Origin of the sequence: Paenibacillus pinistramenti (genome assembly GCF_005869875.1) — a bacterium.
Taxonomy (GTDB): Bacteria; Bacillota; Bacilli; order Paenibacillales; family Paenibacillaceae; genus Fontibacillus; species Fontibacillus pinistramenti.
This window is the reverse complement of sequence record NZ_VAWG01000003.1, coordinates 236,111-254,031: the sequence shown is the minus strand read 5'-3', so window position 1 is coordinate 254,031 and position 17,921 is coordinate 236,111. Positions and strand designations below refer to the sequence as shown.

Below are 17,921 nucleotides of genomic sequence, written 5' to 3'. Positions count from 1 at the left end.
GCAGCATAATGACTTCCAGAAATCCGGCCAATTCAGAGGATAGAGGGGAATCAAGAGAAAATGAGCATATTGGAAGCACGCAAAATCCATAAAATTTACGGCACGAAGCAGAACAGCCAGGAGGTTCTGAAAGGGATTGATTTGACGATTGAGGAAGGAGAGTTCGTCAGCATCATGGGGCCGTCCGGCTCGGGCAAAACGACGCTGCTTAACGTGCTGTCCTCCATCGACAAGCTGACGCACGGCTCCATCATCATCAACCAAGTGGAGATGACCGGCATGAAGGAGAAGCAGCTGGCTGAATTCCGCAAGCGGCATTTGGGGTTTATTTTTCAGGAGTATAATCTGCTCGACACCCTGACCGTCAAAGAAAATATTCTGCTCCCGCTGTCGATTGCGAAGATTTCCCGCAGGGAAGCCAGTCAGAGGTTTGAATCGCTGGCCGCTGAGCTCGGGATTCTGGAGCTGAAGGACAAGTATCCGAACGAAATCTCCGGTGGCCAGAAGCAGCGCACCTCGGCCGCCCGGGCATTTATCCATGAGCCGAGTCTTATCTTTGCGGATGAGCCGACCGGAGCGCTGGATTCCAAGGCGGCCTCCGACCTGCTGAACAAGCTCAGCGACCTCAATCAGCGCCGCCGTTCAACCATCATCATGGTGACGCATGATCCGGTGGCTGCGAGCTACTGCAGCCGGGTTATTTTTATCAAGGACGGACAGGTGTATACCCAGCTGAACCGCGGTGCGCAGGACCGGCAGGTATTCTTCCAGGACATCATGAAGACCCAAGGGGTGCTCGGCGGGGTGCAGCATGAACATTAATCATCTGATCTGGAGGAATCTCCGCAAGAATCTGAACAATTATTACCTGTACGTATTCGCGCTTATCTTCAGTTCAGCCCTGTATTTCGCCTTCGTCACCCTGCAGTATGATCCGGCCATGGACGAATTGAAGGGCTCGATCAAAGGGGCTGCCTCCCTGCGGGCGGCTTCCATTCTGCTGGTGGTTATCGTGGCGGTGTTCCTTCTGTATGCGAACAGCATCTTTATCAAGCGGCGCAGCAGGGAGATCGGCCTGTTCCAGCTAATCGGCATGACCAAGCAGCGGATCTTCGGCATGCTGAGTGCAGAGAATTTGATGCTTTACTTTGGTTCGCTCGCAGTCGGCATTCTGATCGGCTTCTCCTTCTCACGGCTGATGCTGATGATTCTGTTTCAAATTGTTGGGGCGGAGACGGGGGCGGCGATGAATTTTTCGGTCCAGGCCCTGATTCAGACCCTCCTTATCTTCTGCGGAATTTATATCCTGATCATGATCATGAACTACCTCTTTATCCTGAGACAGAGCATTTTGTCCCTGTTTAGGGTCCGCTCTTCTTCGGAGGGCAAGGTAGGCAGGCTGTCCTTCTGGGAAGTGGTGACAGGGCTGATCGGCCTCGTCCTTATGATCTCGGGCTATTCCATTTCGTCTGAACTGTTCGGTGGAAAATTTACCACCATGGCGCAGCTGTTTCTGGCCATGATTTATATTCTGGGGGCCGTCATCCTCGGCACCTATCTATTTTATAAAGGGTCGGTCAGCTTTGTCTCCAAACTGATCCGCAGAAGCAAAGGCGGCTATCTGGGAATCACCGACGTTATGTCGCTGTCGTCCATCATGTTCCGCATGAAGTCCAGCGCGCTGATGCTTACGATTATTACAACGGTTTCGGCGCTGGCGATCGGGCTGCTGTCGCTGTCTTATATCTCGTATTATTCTGCGGAGAAGTCTGCCGCCGATTCGGTGCCGCTGGATTTTGCGCTGACCAGGACGGAGGATGCCGGACTGCTCGGGAAGTCCCTGGCTGCTGAGGGGATTGCTTATACGGTGAAAGAGGTGGATGTCATTCATGTGCCTGCGGATGTGACCCAAATTCAGACGGGCGGTGCGAGTGAGCTGATCTCAAGCGGGGACGAGTATATGGATTTGGCTGTGATTGGTGATAAAGCCGCGGGCCAGCTCGATCTCAAGGCCGATGAGGCGATCTTTACAGGCAGCAACGATATGCTCCAGAAGTTTCTTCCGCTGAAGAAATCCGGGGAGATCGGACTGGTTACCAAGAAGGGGAGCATCTCTCTGCACTATCTGGGCCTGCACCGGGAGCATATTATCTCTTCGCAATACTCGATAGGAACGATGCCAGTCTTGGTCGTAGACCAGGCTTTGTTTGACCAGCTGAAGCAGAGCAGTGACAAGGTATTTCATTATAACGGGATACAAATTACAGACCCGGCACAGCTGAAGCAGGCGAATGAAATTTATGAGGGCCTCATCAATCGGATGACAGGCGACCCTCTTTCCCGCCAGGAGCTGGTGGATAACCAGAAGCAGAATATGGGGCTGATTATGTTTATTGTCGGCTTTCTGGGCCTAACCTTCCTGATTACCTCCGGCTGCATCCTGTATTTCAAGCAGACCGGGGAGAGCGAGGATGAGAAGGACAGCTATACGATTCTCCGCAAGCTTGGATTCACCCGGGGAGACCTGCAGAAGGGCATCCGGGTGAAGCAGGTGTTCAACTTCGGCATCCCGCTTGTTGTGGGGCTTTGTCACAGCTATTTCGCGGTGCAGTCCGGCTGGTTTCTGTTCGGCACAGAGGTCTGGACGCCGATGGTGATCGTCATGGTGCTTTATACGGGGCTGTATTCGGTCTTCGGCATTTTATCCGTCCAGTATTACAAGAAGGTTATTAAAGAGGCCCTCTGAATAGATGGACCAAAGAAGCTATCGGCCCTGCAACCTTTTGATGACTCCCTCTGTCTGAAGGATAGAAGAAAATCATTCCAATCCACTTAACAGAAGAGGTGTCTATCCATGATCCAACAATCAGCCGGGCAGAAGCTTGCAGCCGGCCTCGCTGCCTTGTGTCTGACCGCAGCCCTTGGCAGCCAGGTGCTTGCTGCAGACGGAGCTTTTACAGACTTAAACAGTGTGAACGGCCAGGACAAAATCCTGTCCCTGCAGGAGCAGGGCGTGCTAAAGGGAACAGGCAATGATGAATTTCATCCAGCGGCAGCCCTGACCGCAGCCGAAGCGGTTCAGATGCTTGCGAACGGTCTGGCTGTCATTCCGGCAGCTGAAGCCGCAGGCTCGGCGGCAGAGGAGAACGGCGGGTTTCTGAACGTGACAGATTCGGCCTGGTATGCAGAGGCGTTTCTGAAGGCTTCGAGCAAAGGGCTGGAGATCGACAGCACTATTGACCCTTCGCAGGCGGTGACGCGCGAGCAGTACACCGCTTATCTGGTGCAGCTCATCGAGAAGTGGGCAGCCCTGCCTATGATCAAGCTGGTGCCTGCAGAAATCACCGATGCTGCCGACATCACTCCGGATTACCAGGGCGCCATTCAGCGCGCATTGACATGGAACATCGCTGCGCTGGACGACAAAGGCAGCTTTAACCCGAAAGGAAACATCACCCGGGCTGAAGCGGCGGTCATGCTGTACAACGCCATCGAATTCGTGAACGGCCATCCTTATCAAGCTCCCGCAGGGGTATGAGACCGGAAAAGCTTTGGGCAAGCTGCGCTGATGCGCGGCTTTTTTCTATTTCAGAACCAGTCCGTATACATATGAAGCCTTGACTCCATAACAAAAAAAAGGCACCCTTCCGGATCTCGGATAAGGATGCCTGGATGCCTGATTGCCTGGATGCTTTGGTGCTTGGATGCCTGGATGCCTGATTGCGCGATGCCGCTTAGATTTCTAGTGATCCGCCCGGCTTCAGCACTTTGCCTTTAAGGCCTTTGGCTTCCAGCTTGGCTGCAAAGGCTTCAGCGTCTTGTTTGATTGGCGGGAAAGTATCGTAGTGCACCGGAACCACCAGCTTGGCGTTGTACCATACAGCGGCCTGGAGCGCGTCTTCAGGTCCCATTGTAAAATGGTCGCCGATCGGCAGGAACACGACGTCGATGTCATTCATCTCGCCGATCAGCTTCATATCGCTGAACAGGCCGGTGTCGCCGGTGTGAACGATAGTTTTGCCTTCCGCTTTAATAATGAACCCGGCCGGCATACCGCCGTAAATAACCGTTTTATTGGCTTCGTCGACGATGCCGGAGCTGTGAAAGGCATGGATCATCTTAACGGATGCAAAGCCGAGATCCACGGTGCCGCCGATGTTCATGCCGATTGCACGTTCAACACCCTGCCAGCTTATATAAGCCGCCAGCTCCGGGTTCGCGATGACCGGCGCGTTGTTGGCCTTGGCAATGGGAGCCGCATCGAGGATATGGTCGGCGTGGGCATGCGTCAGCAGTACGGCATCAGTCTTGATATCCTCCGGTTTAGCCGCTGCATGCGGATTACCGCTGAGAAACGGATCGACAATCAGCGATTTGCCGCCGGTATTTAATTGAATCGTGGAATGTCCATGATAAATGAGCTGCATCTGTGCTTGTCCTCCTTCAGAAATCGTTGAGAAAAAAAGTAAGGGCTGAGAGCCGCCTTCAGCAGCTCCAGCCCTTATTATATTCTCTTCCAAGCATAAATCCAAAATTTGCATCACCACTGCCGGATGTGAAGTGAAGATGGGAAGATGTGAAGCGAATGTGCGGGAATTATCTTTTTAACAGCAGATACAGGAAATAAGGCGCCCCGATAAAAGCCACGACGATTCCGGCAGGAATGCCGTCCGGGTCCGCCAGATTCCGCCCGATTGTATCTGCCAGAAGCAGCAGCCAGCCGCCCGTCAGACACGAGATCGGAACGAACAGCTGATGTCTCGGGCCAACTAATGCCCGGGCGATATGCGGCGCCATAAGGCCGATAAAGGCAATACCCCCGGTAACGGAGACGGCGGAAGCCGCCAGCGCAACAGCTGAGAGGGTCAGCAGAATCCGGTCTCTTTGCATATGAACCCCGGCTCCTACGGCAACCTCCTCATTCAGCGCGAGCAGGTTCAAGGTCTTGGACTTATACAGCGTATAAGGGAGAAGCACGGCCAGCCAGGGCAGCAGAGCGATAATAAACGGCCAGTCCGTACCCCACACATTACCGGCAAGCCATTTGGAGATAAAGTCGACCTTAGTCCGCTCCGAATGGGAGATCAGCACAATCATGATGCCGGACATCGCCATGGAGAAACCGACACCGCTGATCACCAGCTTCATCGGCTGCAGGCCTTCCTGCCGGCTGTACGAGAAAGAATAGATGAGCACTGCTGTGACCAAAGCGCCGGCAAAAGCGACGAGGGGCAGCACATAGGCGAAGGTTCCGGCATCTATAGGCGCAAAGAGGAAGAAGACCGTAACGCCAACGCCGGCGCCCGAGTTGATGCCCACAATGCCGGGATCGGCAAGCTCATTGCGCGTTATTCCCTGCAAAATGGAACCGGACAAGGCAAGTGCCATGCCGGCCAGAAGAGTTACCAGCATTCGCGGCAGCCGGATGGAGAAGAGCACAAACTCATCCTTGAAGGTTCCGTGACCGAGCAGGGTCGGAATCAGACGATCATAAGAAACGGAGGAAGCGCCAATTCCCATGCCGATTCCGATTGTAGCCAGTGTCAGGAGCAGCAGGGCGACAAACGTGATTTGCTGTCTGCGCTGCAGTTGAAGTTGTAGTTGGTTCATCAGAGTGACTTGACTCCTTTACGCACGATTAAGAGGAAGAAAGGCAATCCCATAATCGCAATAATGGCCGCCACCGGCGTTTCATAGGGGGCATTGATCATCCGTCCTAGCAAATCTGCAAACAGCATAAACACCGCGCCCAGTATGGCGGAGATCGGCAATATCGTCCGGTAATCCGTCCCGACCAAAGCTCTTACAATATGCGGAATCATAAGACCGATAAAGGCGAAGTTGCCGACTAATGCTACAGAAGCGCCGGCGAGCAGCGTGATCAGAATATACAAGGCGATTTTGACCTGGGTGCTCTTTAGTCCGAGTCCTACGGCAGCCTCTTCATTCAGACTCAGAATGGTAAGCTGGCGGGATAGCATGACCGAAGCAGCAATGCTGAGAAGGATAACGGGAGCAATGGTTTGGATTTGGCCCCAAGTTGCACCTGCAAGGCCTCCGGAGGTCCACATGGATACATTTTTGGAGATTTTGAACATCAGGCTGATGCCGTCAGCAACGGCGGCGAGCAGAGCGGAGACCGCCGAACCGGCCAGCACCATGCGGAGCGGGGATAGACCGCGCTTTCTCAGGGAGCCGAGCCCGAATACCAGCAGCACGCCAAAGGCCGCGCCGATAAAGCACGCTGTCATCGTGCCGAAGTAGCCGGCAGCCGGGATAAAAGCAAAGGTGAAGGCCAGTGCCGCATTTGCGCCGGCGGTCAGCCCGAGCAGACCGGGGTCAGCGAGCGGATTCCGCGTCAGACCCTGCATGATTGCTCCGGAGATCGCCAGAGCTGAACCGACGAGGACAGCGCCAACCTCACGCGGCAGCCGGATATCGCGGATAATGGAGATATTTTCCCCTTGTGCCCCGGGATCAACAATCGCGCTCCAGACCTCCTGCAGGGCGATATTCTTAGCACCGATCATGATGGCTGCGGCGAACATGACGGCAAAGAGCACAAGACTAAGCAGAAGCTTTAGCCCAAACGCGCGCGAACGGTTTGAACCGGTTAGGGCTGTGGGTTGAGTTTTCATATTCGCTCATCAGTTCCTTATAAAATGATAGAAGAAAGAACTCCGTGAGGAGCCCTTCTTCAGTGAATGGATGGATGAATTAGCTGCCCAGGAAAGACTTCTTGAGGAAGTCAAGCTGGTAATCAAGCGACAGCATGTCGTTGAAATAGAAGGCTTTGGCTTCGACTTCAAACACATGATTATTTTTGACAGCCGGAATGTTCTTGTAAGTATCTGTGGACTGGAACGAATTGTCGCCGCTGAAGTCTTTACTAAAAATAAGGTAGTCGCCAATATAGTCAGGCAATACTTCCATAGACAGGCTGTAGTAACCGTCCTTGGCGGTCATTTCTTTGACCTTATCCGGCATTTTCAGGCCCATTGCCTGGTAGATGATCTCCGTTGCGCGTCCCCATGCGTCGCCGAATATGTAGAGCTGCTTGGAGTCGCCTTCCATGACGGTTACCGTCTTGTCTTCGCCGATTTTCGCTTTGATATCATCGCCTGTCTGTTTGGCGCGTTCTTTGAAGTCGGCGATCCAGTCTGCAGCCTTCTGCTCCTGGTTCACGGCTTTGCCGATTTCCAGAATTTGATTGAGATAATCCACCTTGTTGTATGTATAGGCCACGACCGGAGCAATCTGCTTCATTTTGTCGAGGTTCTTGGAATCAGAAGAGGTTATAATCAAATCCGGTTTCAGTTCAATGATTTTCTCCAGATTGTCTTCGGACACTTCAGGGATGTCTTTCAGCTGTTCCTGAAAATTAGGGTCGGATTTCGTCCAGGAATCCACGCCAACGAGAGGTACGTCAAGACCCAGGAGATTGCCTGCATAACCTGCAAGGGCAATGACACGCTGAGGATGAGCAGGAAGCTCAATAGGTCCCGTTTCTGATTGATAGGTGATGGTGCCGGAGTCGCTTTCACTTGCAGATGTATTAGCGCTGGAACTCGCGTTTGCTGAGCTTGCTGCTTCCGAGCTGGCGCTTGGCGCAGAGCTGTTTGCGCTGTTGTTTTGATTGTTGCCGCAGGCGCTTAAAGTGAGCGAGATAAGAAATAATAACGGCAGAACGAGCTTTTTCATTAATGAATCTCCCTTTCGAATTTTCTATTTTTTTTGATATTGATAATCATTATCAATAAACTATTAAAAACTTTAAATTGTGAAGGTTTATTTGTCAATATTTATTTTAGGCAAAAACATATGTTCCCGTTTTGGTTGACATCGTGCAGGGAGAGGATTATAGTAAAAGAAATCAAAACAGGTTAGCGGGAGAAGCACCCCGCAGGTTAGGCTTTAGGCCTTTCTTGCGGGGTGCTTTTTTGCGTTTGCGCCGGAATAGGGCTAGAGGCATATTACCAGCCTGTTTTGAAAAATAGCAGAAGAGGAGATGAGCATATGAATTATAAATTGCCTGATAGCAGGTGGAGGAAGAGGTTTGTCAGTTTGCTGCTGGCTGCCGCTGTGGGCCTGGGGTTCGTAACTCCGCGCGCCTATGCCGACAGCTGGGGTTCAGCTTTATCGAGTCTGGATGCAGTTCACGACAGCTTCAGCGCATTGGAGGCTATTGTCAAAGCGGAGAAAGCCGAGATTACTGCCATTAACAAGAAAAATAATACTCAGCTGTCGCAGATCAATGCCAGCATACAAGTAATCGACAAAACCAAAATCGACCAGCTGAAGAGCGCGGCGGAGGCTGCGGCGAAGAAGTATGCACCGCTGCTTGAGGAATACGCTTCGCTTGGCAAGCAGTCAGCTGCAGCTCGGAAGAATAAGGATAAGAAGACGGCGGATTTGCTTGATCTGAAGCGCAACAAGCTCAAGGCGTCTGTCGATGCAGCTAAGCTGGAGATCAAAACGAAGAAAGAAGCTTTGGCATCCGCGAGGAAGCTGGCAGCAGCCAAGAAGAAGACGGTTCAGGATGCCTTGCTGCCGGTCAAGACGCTGAAGCAGCAGATCACGGCAGAGAATAAGCTGGTTTCGGCAGCGAGCAAAAATATTACCGCAGCGGACAAGCTTTACCGCGCAGCAGTCAAGCAGGGAAACGCGGTAACTGCTGCGGCAGAAATGACTTTGATGTACAGCGAGCTTGGCAAGATACATGCCTCCCAGAAGAAGATCAGAACGTGGGCGGATAAAATTACGGCCACGCTTAATGCGGCTCAGGCCAAGCTTCCGAAGTAAGGCTGTTTCAGTTTCTGCATAAAACGATTGAGCCGACCTCAACCGAATTGACAATGAGAATCATTATCAATTATAATCCCGGTAGAAATAATCTCTGCTGAAGGGAGAGGAATCAAGTGAGCAAGGTGCTTATCGTTTATGCCAGTCTGACGGGCAATACGGAGGAAATTGCAGAGCTGATCGCAGAGGGGATACGAGCTGCGGGTTCAGAAGCGGTATTAAAGATGGTGGAGGACTGCAATGCTGCTGAATTCCTGAATTATGACGCATTGATGCTTGGCGCTTATACATGGGGAGACGGGGAGCTGCCGGATGAATTTATAGATTTTATTGAGGAAATGGAAGAGCTCGACTTGAAAGGCAGGACGGCCGCGGCATTTGGAAGCGGGGATACCGGCTACAGGATTTATTGCGGGGCGGTGGACCAGCTGGAGAGCAAGCTGGAGGAGCTGGGCGCTGTCCTTGCACAGCCAAGCTTGAAGATCGAATACGGGCCGAACCAGGAAGAGAAAGGATTATGCCGGGAGTTTGGGGTGATGTTTATCCAAAGTCTGGGCGTGGCTACTTGACCTATGGCGCGGACAATTGTGGATTATGAGCTTGAGGCCTGGATTCGCTCCAGCATTCTCTCACCTGCCTTGAATCTAAATTCCAAAATGACCTGGCAGGAGAGGGTTCAATATTCGGTTGGCCATGCGATTAACGATTTCTTCTCGCTGGACCCCTATGTCCGAATGCACACCCCAATCCAGGTGATGCTGAACAGACGCTGGCCCCGAAGCAAAGAGAGCTTCCGGAGCTCACTCCATTATTGGGAAATTTATAACCGTGTTGTATCAACGCTGACACATCTGGCTTCGGCTTATCTGAATGAATCTCCTATGATCATGTACGAACAGCTGGAGACAAACGTTCGGGAGTTTGACCTGGATTTATCTGTGATTTTTCATACAGTTTGGCAGCAGACTCAGGGACACGGGTTCAAAATTCAGAAGTTTCTGGTTGAAGATCATCCGGAGCTGGTCAGAGCGTTTCTTCATTTGGCGAATGTGTTCTGGAACAGCGCTTACGGCTGCCCGCCGGATGAGGTGGAGATTGTCTTGTTGTTAAGCGGAGATAGATACACGTATACCAAAGAGATGCCGGATCTGCAGCAGTCGCTGGACTACGTCTATCTGCTGTATGAGACCGTAGAGCTGGATAAGATGTCCGGACATTTGGAGACAAAGGAAGAGCACAGAGATTCGGCTTGTTTTGTCCAATAAGAAAGCAGATTAGCGATCTAATTAGCGGAGTAGAAGCAAGAAGCAAGAAAAGCATGAGGCTTTATCAGCGCTCATGCTTTTCAGCATGCTTTAGATTCTAGTTGATAGAGATGCTTTCAATCGAATCCGAGGATTCAGGATCCAGGTTATAGATGAAGTATCCACTTTCATAATCGATTGCACCGTAAATGAAATTGTAATATACGGTGTATCCGCTGCTGTCCGAGGTTATGGAAGAGGCAGGAAAGGATGAAGGATAGCTGCTGAAATGGCTGTATAAGTCCAAACCGATGAAGGCATTGGTTATTCCTTTCTCATCATGTAATTCAGTCAGAACGTAATAAAGCATTGCCGGCATGGAAGAACTGTCTTCTGCCTGATATTTGGCCCAGTCCGACCATTGCGTCCCGTCATACATCGTACCTGAAATCAGGTAGGTCTTATTGTCATCTGACATGAAGACGCTCCAGTCAAAGTCTAGAGTCAAGTCTTTGAAGGTTAGGGAACCATAATTGTTATTCAGATAGGACTGCAGTTCGGATGCCGTCATCGTTGAGGAAGACGATGATGAAGAACTGGCGGATACAGCGGGAGATAAAGCAGACATGGCTGTTGTCACCCTGGTTTGTTGAAGGAAGGTCTTTACATCATTCGATGGGATAGCCAGGTTAATCTCTGCATTGCTCACGATTGCAGCCGAAGTAATGCCGACAAGCTCCCCATGCATATTAAAGAGAGCGCCGCCGCTGCTTCCGTGGTCAATTGGAGCTGTGAACTGAATATACGTGCTGCCTTCAACGGTCCGGCTCGTTGCACTTACATTGCCTGTCGATAACGTATTGGTGAAACCGAGCGGAGAACCGATCGCTACAACGGTCTGACCCAATTTAAGCGCGGACGAATCTCCGATTGAAACAGCAGGAAGTCCGCTTGTATTAATCTGGAGCAGGGCCAGGTCCCGGTCTTTGTCTACGAGCGTAACATAGGACGTCGTAAAGGACTGAGTTTCGTTAATGTATACTTTGGCGCTTGCCGCGCCTTCGATGACGTGGTAGTTCGTCAGGATTTCTCCGCTGCTTCCTACAATGACCCCGCTTCCGGAGGCAAAGGCGGTGCCGCTGCTATCCAAAGCCTCTATGTACACAACACGGTCGCTAAATTCACCGATTTGCTCAACGGTTAGATTATCCGACGCTCCGGTGGTTGTGCCGGATTGGGAGCTTTGGACTGTGGAACTTGATCCGGACGCAGCTGCTGTACTCGAAGAGACAGGAGAAATGATATAAATTTCGTTGCCGCTTAATTCAAGCCCGTAATTAAAGGATTGGCTGACAAAACGCAGAGGTACGTAGGTGACGCCTTTAATCCCTTGCGGCGGAACGCTGAGTTTCATTACTTTCCCGTTCTTGTACACATTGGTCTGCCCAATTGTCAAAATAACGGTCGTGCTTTGCTTGGTTGCAGTAATCGTTTTGGTAGACTGGTCATACTGGATGGAAATCCCAAGCGCTTCGAACAGATTTCGAAAAGGAACCAGTGTTGTCCCGTTCTGGACAATTGGTTTGTTAGGGAAATTCATTTTCTGTCCGTCCAGGAACACTTGCATTTGGGCCTGATTAGCTGCCGCAAAGGCAGCCGATGGAAACAGCAGAGTTAATAGACATAGGAGCACAGCCACTTTCTTCATAATCAACTTCCCTTTCTGTATAATTTCGCAGAGGTATACCGAATTATACCATTTTTAGATGTGAATCTACTTGTTTTTTTCTACTCTGCCAGCAATTTTGATAGTTTAAAGAACGTTTGTAATTTCACAACCTTTTTCTTCCATTTCCCTTTGCGGAAGAGTTATAATGAACTCGGTTGATGATCCATATGAAGGGAGAGACAAAGTTATGATCAGTTCTACGCAAAAGTCACTTCCAAGAAAAAGTCTGAAGGATTTAGGCATTTCCGCACAAAAGGTCATTGATTTTCTAACGTATCTGAAAGCGCATTCAATCGAAACACACAGCCTGATGCTTCTCCGGCATGGACATGTTGCCGCGGAGGGCTGGTGGGAGCCTTACCGTCCTGAACTTCCGCATATGCTGTTCTCGCTGAGTAAGAGCTTCACCTCTACAGCAATCGGGATGGCCGTACATGAAGGATATTTAAGTGTGGACGATGCAGTGATTTCCTTCTTCCCGGATGATCAGCCTGAGGAGGTGCCGGATAATCTGGCTGCGATGAAGGTTAGACATTTGCTTACGATGGGCACCGGTCAAGCTGCCGATCCAATGGAAGCCATGCACCGGCAGGAAGACGGGAATTGGGTACGGGGGTTTCTGGAGATGCCCGTTGAGCATGAACCCGGAACTTTCTTTGTATACAATACGGGTGCTACTTATATGCTGTCAGCCATTTTGCAGAAGGTTACCGGCCAGACGCTGCTGGAGTTCTTGCAGCCCCGGCTCTTTGAACCGCTGGGAATTGAACACCCGGCCTGGGAGAGCGATCCGCGAGGAATTAATACAGGAGGATATGGATTAAGAGTTACAACAGAAGATATCGCTAAATTTGGGCAGCTGTATCTGCAGAAAGGCGTCTGGGACGGAAAGAGGCTGCTGGAGGAAAGCTGGATCGAAACGGCCACCACGAAACAGATTTCGAATGGCGACGGCGGCGACAGCGACTGGACGCAGGGCTACGGCTATCAGTTTTGGCGTTGCCGGCATGGCGCATACCGCGGGGACGGGGCGTTTGGCCAATTCTGTATCGTTCTGGAGCAATACGATGCCGTCATCGCCTTGACCTCTGGAACGAACGATTTGCAGGGTGTACTCGATGGCGTATGGCAGCATCTGCTGGGAGCATTTGAAGGAACTGCTGATCTATTTGAAGAAACTTCCGATTCAGAGGAAGCTTCGGATCAGCAGGGCGGTTTCGGGCAGGAAGGAGCTGCTGCTTTGGAGGAGTCAGCTGAGCTGCAGCGCTGTCTTCAAGAGCTCCGGCTGGCACCGCCGCAATTGCAGGCAGGTTCCGAACTGGAAGAGGCCGTGGAAGGCCGGATCTACAGTTTGGCAGACAATGGTCTTGGAATCGAACATACTCGTGTTCAGTTTGACGATGAAACTGCAGTGCTGAGCATACAGCATGCGCTTGGCGAAGAGAAGCTTGAGTTTGGACGGGGAACATGGAGGCACGGACAGCTGACTCTGCTGGAAAGGGAGCAGGTCGCCGGGTCCTTCACCTGGCAGACGCCTGAGCAGCTGATCCTCACGCTCCGCGGAATAGAAACGCCGTTCTGCTATACAGTAGAAGTCCAATTCCAGCAGGAGGAAATTGAGCTGCGCAGCCGGGTGAACGTCTCGTTTGGAGACACGGAAGGAGAAGTGCTGCGCGGGAGGATTAAGGCATAGCGGCATAACCGCATAATGGCAGATTAGCGCAAAAGATTGCGGCAGCGGCAGATTACAGGTTATCGCTTCATCCAGCATCATTCGAATGAGCATCACTCGATTCTGCATCACTCGATTGAGCATTACTCCATCCGGCATCATAATATCTGGTATCATTCCGTCCAGTAGCCAGGCGCTTCACCAAATACACCCCCGGCTGTCCGGCCGGGGGTAGTTCTGCGTGCCCATGGCTGCTTTATTGAGCGCGTACTTATCCCAAGAATTCTGGCTGATTCTGGTACAATGGAAAGAATAATGAGCTTTTGGCACTGCCAAGTAAGGAGTGAAGATAGATGTCGGGTCCTGTTGAGAATTTTAGGCTTGATAGAGAGTTAGAAGATAAGCATTCGCTGCTGAAGCTGCGGTCAAGCCTGAAGGCCGATTGTGAAAAATGCTTCGGCTTGTGCTGTGCAGCACTGCCGTTCGCAGCGTCTGCGGATTTTGCGGCGGACAAGCCGGGCGGGAAGGCCTGCCATCACCTCGGTGAGGACTTTAGGTGCAGCATTCACGGCTCGCTGCGGGAGCGGGGATACCGGGGCTGCACGGTTTATGACTGTTTTGGCGCCGGACAGAAGGTATCCCAAGAGACCTTTGGGGGAAGAAGCTGGAGGGAGCAGACGGGCGCCGCGCAGCAGATGTTTGATGTTTTTCCGGTCATGTGGCAGCTCCATGAGCTGCTCTGGTATCTAAGCGAAGCCTTAACGCTAAGGGCGGCTGAACCTCTGCATCTTCAACTGGAAGAAGCGCAGCGGGAGACGGAACGGATAACAGCGCTGGGTGCCGATGAACTTGCCGGCTTCAACGCAGGCGCAGGCTTCAATGTTGGCGCATACCGGGCCGAAATCAGCGCATTGCTGCTTCAAGTGAGCGAGCTTGTACGAAAGGAAGCGGCCCTCCGGCTGCAGAATGCTGTCCCAAGGCCGAAAAAGGCGGGGCGAGGGGCGGATCTGATGGGCGCTGACCTACGGAAGGCGAATCTCAGCTGCACCAGCCTGCGGGGAGCTTATTTGATCGCCGCGGATTTGCGGGGAGCAGACCTGAGATCGGCCGATCTGATAGGCGCCGACCTTCGGGATGCCGACCTGCGGGGAGCGGACTTGACGGGAAGCCTGTTCGTGACCCAGGCGCAGCTGAATGCCGCAAGAGGAGATGCTGCGACGAAGCTGCCTGTAGGAGTCAGCCGTCCCGCACATTGGACGGCATGAAGGAGGCCATGCCGCCCAGCCCAGCCGCAGACAGTCTGTCCGGCGCTGAAGCCTGAGCTGAAGCTGGAGCTGGAGCTGGAGCAAGAGCCGGTACCATCCCCATAAATGGAGCGGTTGTTCTAAAAGCCTCCAGCTTAACGCTTCACAGCTGCCACCCTGATTCTGCGGTAATCCATTATCCAGCGGCCATCGCGGAACAGAACAGGCTTTAAGGCCGTATCCAGGTAATCCAGAACGGTGTCCCTTTCGGAGGGGGAGAGCACGCTGAGTATGCCGTTTGCAAATACGTCCACCCACATCCGCAGGCCCTGCTCGCCGCCTTCTAATGGAGTCGGACGATCGAAGCAGTGGGCGAGTTCAACGGTGAACCCGTGCGTTTCGAGCAGGGAGGCATATTGGCCGATGCTTGGAAAATACCAGGGCAGCTGCAGCTGTCCGCTTAAGCCTGCAGCTTCAAAGGCGCCCGGCAGAGCGGCCGTAACGGAGGCGATATTGCCGTGCCCGCCGAATTCGGCGATGAATCTGCCGCCCGGGCGCAGGCTTGCGGCGATGGAGGCGGCAGCGCCGTCTGCATCCTGCAGCCAATGCAGCGCTGCATTGCTGAAGACGGCGTCGGCCGGCTGCTCGGCGGTATACGACTGGCCGTCAGCCAGAATAAACCTCAGTTGCGGATATTTGGCCCGCGCAGCTTCAATCATCGCCGGCGAAGCGTCGATTCCGGTCACTTCAGCTCCGCTTTGGGCAATAATGGAGGCCAGGTCCCCGGAGCCGCAGCCCCAGTCCAGGATCCGTTCGCCGTGCTGCGGCTTGAGCAGGCCAATGAGAGATTCTCCATACTGTGAAACAAATGACATGGCTGAATCATAAGTGCCAGTGTTCCATTGCTGATTCATTTGCATACCCCTTTCGGATGCGCTGTTCTTTGTCTGATATTTTACGCGGGATTGCAGAATTAGAGAAATATTTAAAGTGAATCAGCTTAAGCGGTTTTACCTATATATAAGAAAAGCACCGAAGGCTGGTCAGCCTTCAGGTGCCTGGATACGCATTTTGAAAATGTTAAAATGTTGAAATATTGAAATGTTGAAATGTATTTCAGCGTGCAGCGTTTATTACTGATTGGTATCTTTATAGAGTTTAAATGTATTAGTCAGAGTCTGGAGCTCCTCAGCCATATGGGACAAAGCGCCGGCTGAAGAAGCGATTTCTTCCATGGAAGCAAGCGTCTGCTGGGCTGCAGCAGCCACATTTTGGGTGGAAGAGGAGGCTTCTGCCGACACGGAAGAAATATTTTGCAGCGATTCAGCCATCTGGACGGTTCCCTGTGAGATTGAACTGGAGTGTTCGGATACCGTTTGGATCTGCTCTGTAATCTGCTCAATTGCCTGCCGGATTCCATCAAATCTTGCCCCGGTATGATGGATGACCGCAATGCCGTCATTGACCTCATTGGTTGCAGAATGAACGGAGCTGATGACTTGGGTGATTTCGGCTTGAATGGCCTGGATTAATCCGGTGATTTGTTTCGTTGCGGCTTCAGATTGATCCGCCAGCTTGCGGACTTCATCTGCGACTACGGCAAATCCCCGGCCCTGCTCGCCGGCTCTTGCCGCTTCAATAGCGGCATTCAGCGCCAGCAGACCGGTTTGTCCCGAAATATCCTGAATAACACTGACAATACTGCCGATTTCAGCAGAACGGTCGCCCAGATTTTGAATTACAGTAGACAGGGAAGAGACCTTGCTCTGAATCGAATTCATCTGCTCAACCGCTGTCTTTACAGCTCTTCCGCCTTCTTGAGTTTGAAGGGAAGTATTGGAGGCTGTACTCTCCAAAGCGCTGACACTGGCAACAATCTCATGGGAACGTTCAGCGACTTGATCGCCGGTTTCAGCCGAAGCTTCTACGTGTCTGACCTGGACCTCGGCGCCTTCGGCCATCTGCTGTGCATACTGGGCAATTTGCTCGGTTGCTTTCGTGGTTTGCTCCGAGCTGGCAGTGAGCTCCTCCGAGGAAGCTGCGACCTGGGTGGCTGTTTCAATTACGTTCGAGAGAATCATCCGGATGGAATTCTGCATCTGATTGAAGCTGGCCCCTAGTTCCCCAAGCTCATTACGCTTCGTATAGTGAAATTCCTCAGTCAAATCTCCGCTGCCCATCTTCTTCGTTGCGGCAATAAGGTTCTTAAGCGGTTTGGTAATGGAACGTGTGATGGCATACGCCAGTATCGTGCCCAACACCACGAAGAGAATTATGACATACAGAGTGGTTCTTAGAATCGGTGCTGCACTGTCGGAGAATTCGGACGTATAGAAGGTTCCGGCAATTTTCCAGTCGGTTAGTTCGTTCGTTGTAAACACCATTTCCTTGTAATCCTGATTGTTATACAGATACTGGAAGGTGCCGCTCGTGCTCTTGAAAAGGTTTGCGTTCTGGGCATTGTCCGGTGCTGTGGTGCCGGCGGCTTTTTCCGGGTGATAGATGAAGGTCTTCTCGCCGTCCAGAATATAGACATAACCTTTGTTGCCGATCGTAACGGATTTCGCGCTTTCTTTGATTTTATCCAGATTTACATCTATGGCCGTTACCCCTTTGCCGTCCGGAGTGGTTCTGGCAATGGTGATAACCAGATTCCCGGTTGCCTGAGAGGTGTTCACGGGGGAGATGACGATTTTACCTTTGTTGTCCATAGCCTGCTTATACCACGGCCGTTCTCTCGGATCATAATCCGCCGGGTTCTTGATGTCGGAAGGAGCGTTAATATAAACACCGTCTTCCGTACCTATGTAGGCCAATTCAATTTCGGGATGGGCATTCTTAAAAATATCCAGGACACGGGATGCTTCAGGACTGACCCCGATATTAGAGCCTTCCTGTGTGTCAACCGTGCTGGCGTTCAGGGATTGTGCGAGCGTCTCTGCTTCTCTTTCTTTGGACTGGATGAACTGATTAATGACCGCATTGATCATGTTAACGCTTGTGGATGCTTTATCCATCATCTGCTGCTGAACCTGGTCTTTAGCGGTATCATAAGCAAAATATCCGATCAAAAGGCTCGGAATGAGCAGTACAGCTAAAAAGGAGATCGTCAGCCGTGAGCGGACGCTTAATAGTGATGTCCAAAGTTTCTTCCAGTTGATGTTGATTGTTCTGATTCTGTTCTGTCTGTCCATAGCTGCTGTTTCTTCCTCTCTGATGTAAATGATTCG

The 17,921-nt window shown here is 51.8% G+C and carries 16 protein-coding genes; 8 read left to right on the top strand and 8 right to left on the bottom strand.

Features of this window, described 5'->3' with window-relative positions; translation table 11 throughout:
* Positions 1–60 precede the first annotated feature (60 nt).
* From FCN15_RS06765 to FCN15_RS06755, 3 genes are all read left to right on the top strand, one after another.
* Complete coding sequence (locus FCN15_RS06765; protein WP_138494236.1) at positions 61–822, top strand: ABC transporter ATP-binding protein; 762 nt, start codon at positions 61–63, stop codon at positions 820–822.
* Positions 812–2,746 carry an FtsX-like permease family protein gene (locus tag FCN15_RS06760; RefSeq protein WP_138494235.1) on the top strand — a complete coding sequence of 645 codons (1,935 nt, stop codon included), beginning with the start codon at positions 812–814 and terminating at the stop codon, positions 2,744–2,746. Before FCN15_RS06765 ends, FCN15_RS06760 begins: the two co-directional genes overlap by 11 nt.
* Positions 2,747–2,854: 108 nt before the next feature.
* A complete protein-coding gene (locus tag FCN15_RS06755) occupies positions 2,855–3,538 on the top strand; it encodes an S-layer homology domain-containing protein (RefSeq protein ID WP_138494234.1) in 684 nt (227 codons plus the stop codon).
* Positions 3,539–3,734: 196 nt separating this feature from the next.
* Here FCN15_RS06755 and FCN15_RS06750 read toward each other — a convergent pair whose 3' ends face one another.
* The 4 genes from FCN15_RS06750 to FCN15_RS06735 form a co-directional block, all read right to left on the bottom strand.
* Entirely contained in the window at positions 3,735–4,427 is a 693-nt protein-coding gene (locus tag FCN15_RS06750; RefSeq protein ID WP_138494233.1) for a metal-dependent hydrolase, read from the bottom strand.
* 169 nt (positions 4,428–4,596) lie between these two features.
* Positions 4,597–5,610 carry a FecCD family ABC transporter permease gene (locus FCN15_RS06745; protein ID WP_138494232.1) on the bottom strand — a complete coding sequence of 338 codons (1,014 nt, stop codon included), beginning with the start codon at positions 5,608–5,610 and terminating at the stop codon, positions 4,597–4,599.
* Positions 5,610–6,638, bottom strand: coding sequence for a FecCD family ABC transporter permease (locus tag FCN15_RS06740; RefSeq protein ID WP_138494231.1), 1,029 nt, complete (start codon positions 6,636–6,638; stop codon positions 5,610–5,612). Before FCN15_RS06740 ends, FCN15_RS06745 begins: the two co-directional genes overlap by 1 nt.
* 79 nt (positions 6,639–6,717) lie before the next feature.
* Positions 6,718–7,701 carry an iron-hydroxamate ABC transporter substrate-binding protein gene (locus tag FCN15_RS06735; RefSeq protein WP_138494230.1) on the bottom strand — a complete coding sequence of 328 codons (984 nt, stop codon included), beginning with the start codon at positions 7,699–7,701 and terminating at the stop codon, positions 6,718–6,720.
* Positions 7,702–8,016: 315 nt separating this feature from the next.
* On the opposite strand from FCN15_RS06735, the gene FCN15_RS06730 reads away from it, so the two are divergent.
* The 3 genes from FCN15_RS06730 (at position 8,017) to FCN15_RS06720 (ending at position 10,067) form a co-directional block, all read left to right on the top strand.
* On the top strand, positions 8,017–8,802 hold the full coding sequence (locus FCN15_RS06730) for a hypothetical protein (protein ID WP_138494229.1): 786 nt from the start codon (positions 8,017–8,019) through the stop codon (positions 8,800–8,802).
* 116 nt (positions 8,803–8,918) lie between these two features.
* The gene (locus tag FCN15_RS06725; RefSeq protein WP_138494228.1) at positions 8,919–9,371 is read left to right on the top strand and encodes a flavodoxin; all 453 of its coding nucleotides are present in this window, start codon (positions 8,919–8,921) and stop codon (positions 9,369–9,371) included.
* A 3-nt stretch (positions 9,372–9,374) separates the two neighbouring features.
* The gene (locus FCN15_RS06720; RefSeq protein ID WP_138494227.1) at positions 9,375–10,067 is read left to right on the top strand and encodes a hypothetical protein; all 693 of its coding nucleotides are present in this window, start codon (positions 9,375–9,377) and stop codon (positions 10,065–10,067) included.
* 97 nt (positions 10,068–10,164) lie between these two features.
* Here the strand turns inward: FCN15_RS06720 and FCN15_RS06715 are convergent, their stop codons facing one another.
* A complete protein-coding gene (locus tag FCN15_RS06715) occupies positions 10,165–11,754 on the bottom strand; it encodes a stalk domain-containing protein (RefSeq protein ID WP_138494226.1) in 1,590 nt (529 codons plus the stop codon).
* A 208-nt stretch (positions 11,755–11,962) separates the two neighbouring features.
* Here FCN15_RS06715 and FCN15_RS06710 point away from each other — a divergent pair, with 208 nt between their 5' ends.
* Entirely contained in the window at positions 11,963–13,468 is a 1,506-nt protein-coding gene (locus FCN15_RS06710; RefSeq protein WP_138494225.1) for a serine hydrolase domain-containing protein, read from the top strand.
* A gap of 332 nt (positions 13,469–13,800) precedes the next feature.
* Positions 13,801–14,712: a pentapeptide repeat-containing protein gene (locus tag FCN15_RS06705; protein WP_138494224.1), complete on the top strand. Its 912-nt coding sequence runs from the start codon at positions 13,801–13,803 to the stop codon at positions 14,710–14,712.
* On the opposite strand, the gene FCN15_RS19595 is transcribed toward FCN15_RS06705, so the two are convergent.
* From FCN15_RS19595 to FCN15_RS06695, 3 genes are all read right to left on the bottom strand, one after another.
* The gene (locus tag FCN15_RS19595; protein ID WP_275259477.1) at positions 14,684–14,815 is read right to left on the bottom strand and encodes a hypothetical protein; all 132 of its coding nucleotides are present in this window, start codon (positions 14,813–14,815) and stop codon (positions 14,684–14,686) included. The two genes, FCN15_RS06705 and FCN15_RS19595, sit on opposite strands and share 29 nt — an antisense overlap.
* Before the next feature lie 31 nt (positions 14,816–14,846).
* Entirely contained in the window at positions 14,847–15,605 is a 759-nt protein-coding gene (locus FCN15_RS06700) for a class I SAM-dependent methyltransferase (protein ID WP_138494223.1), read from the bottom strand.
* Between the two features lie 219 nt (positions 15,606–15,824).
* A complete protein-coding gene (locus FCN15_RS06695; protein WP_138494222.1) occupies positions 15,825–17,885 on the bottom strand; it encodes a methyl-accepting chemotaxis protein in 2,061 nt (686 codons plus the stop codon).
* Between the last annotated feature and the right edge of the window lie 36 nt (positions 17,886–17,921).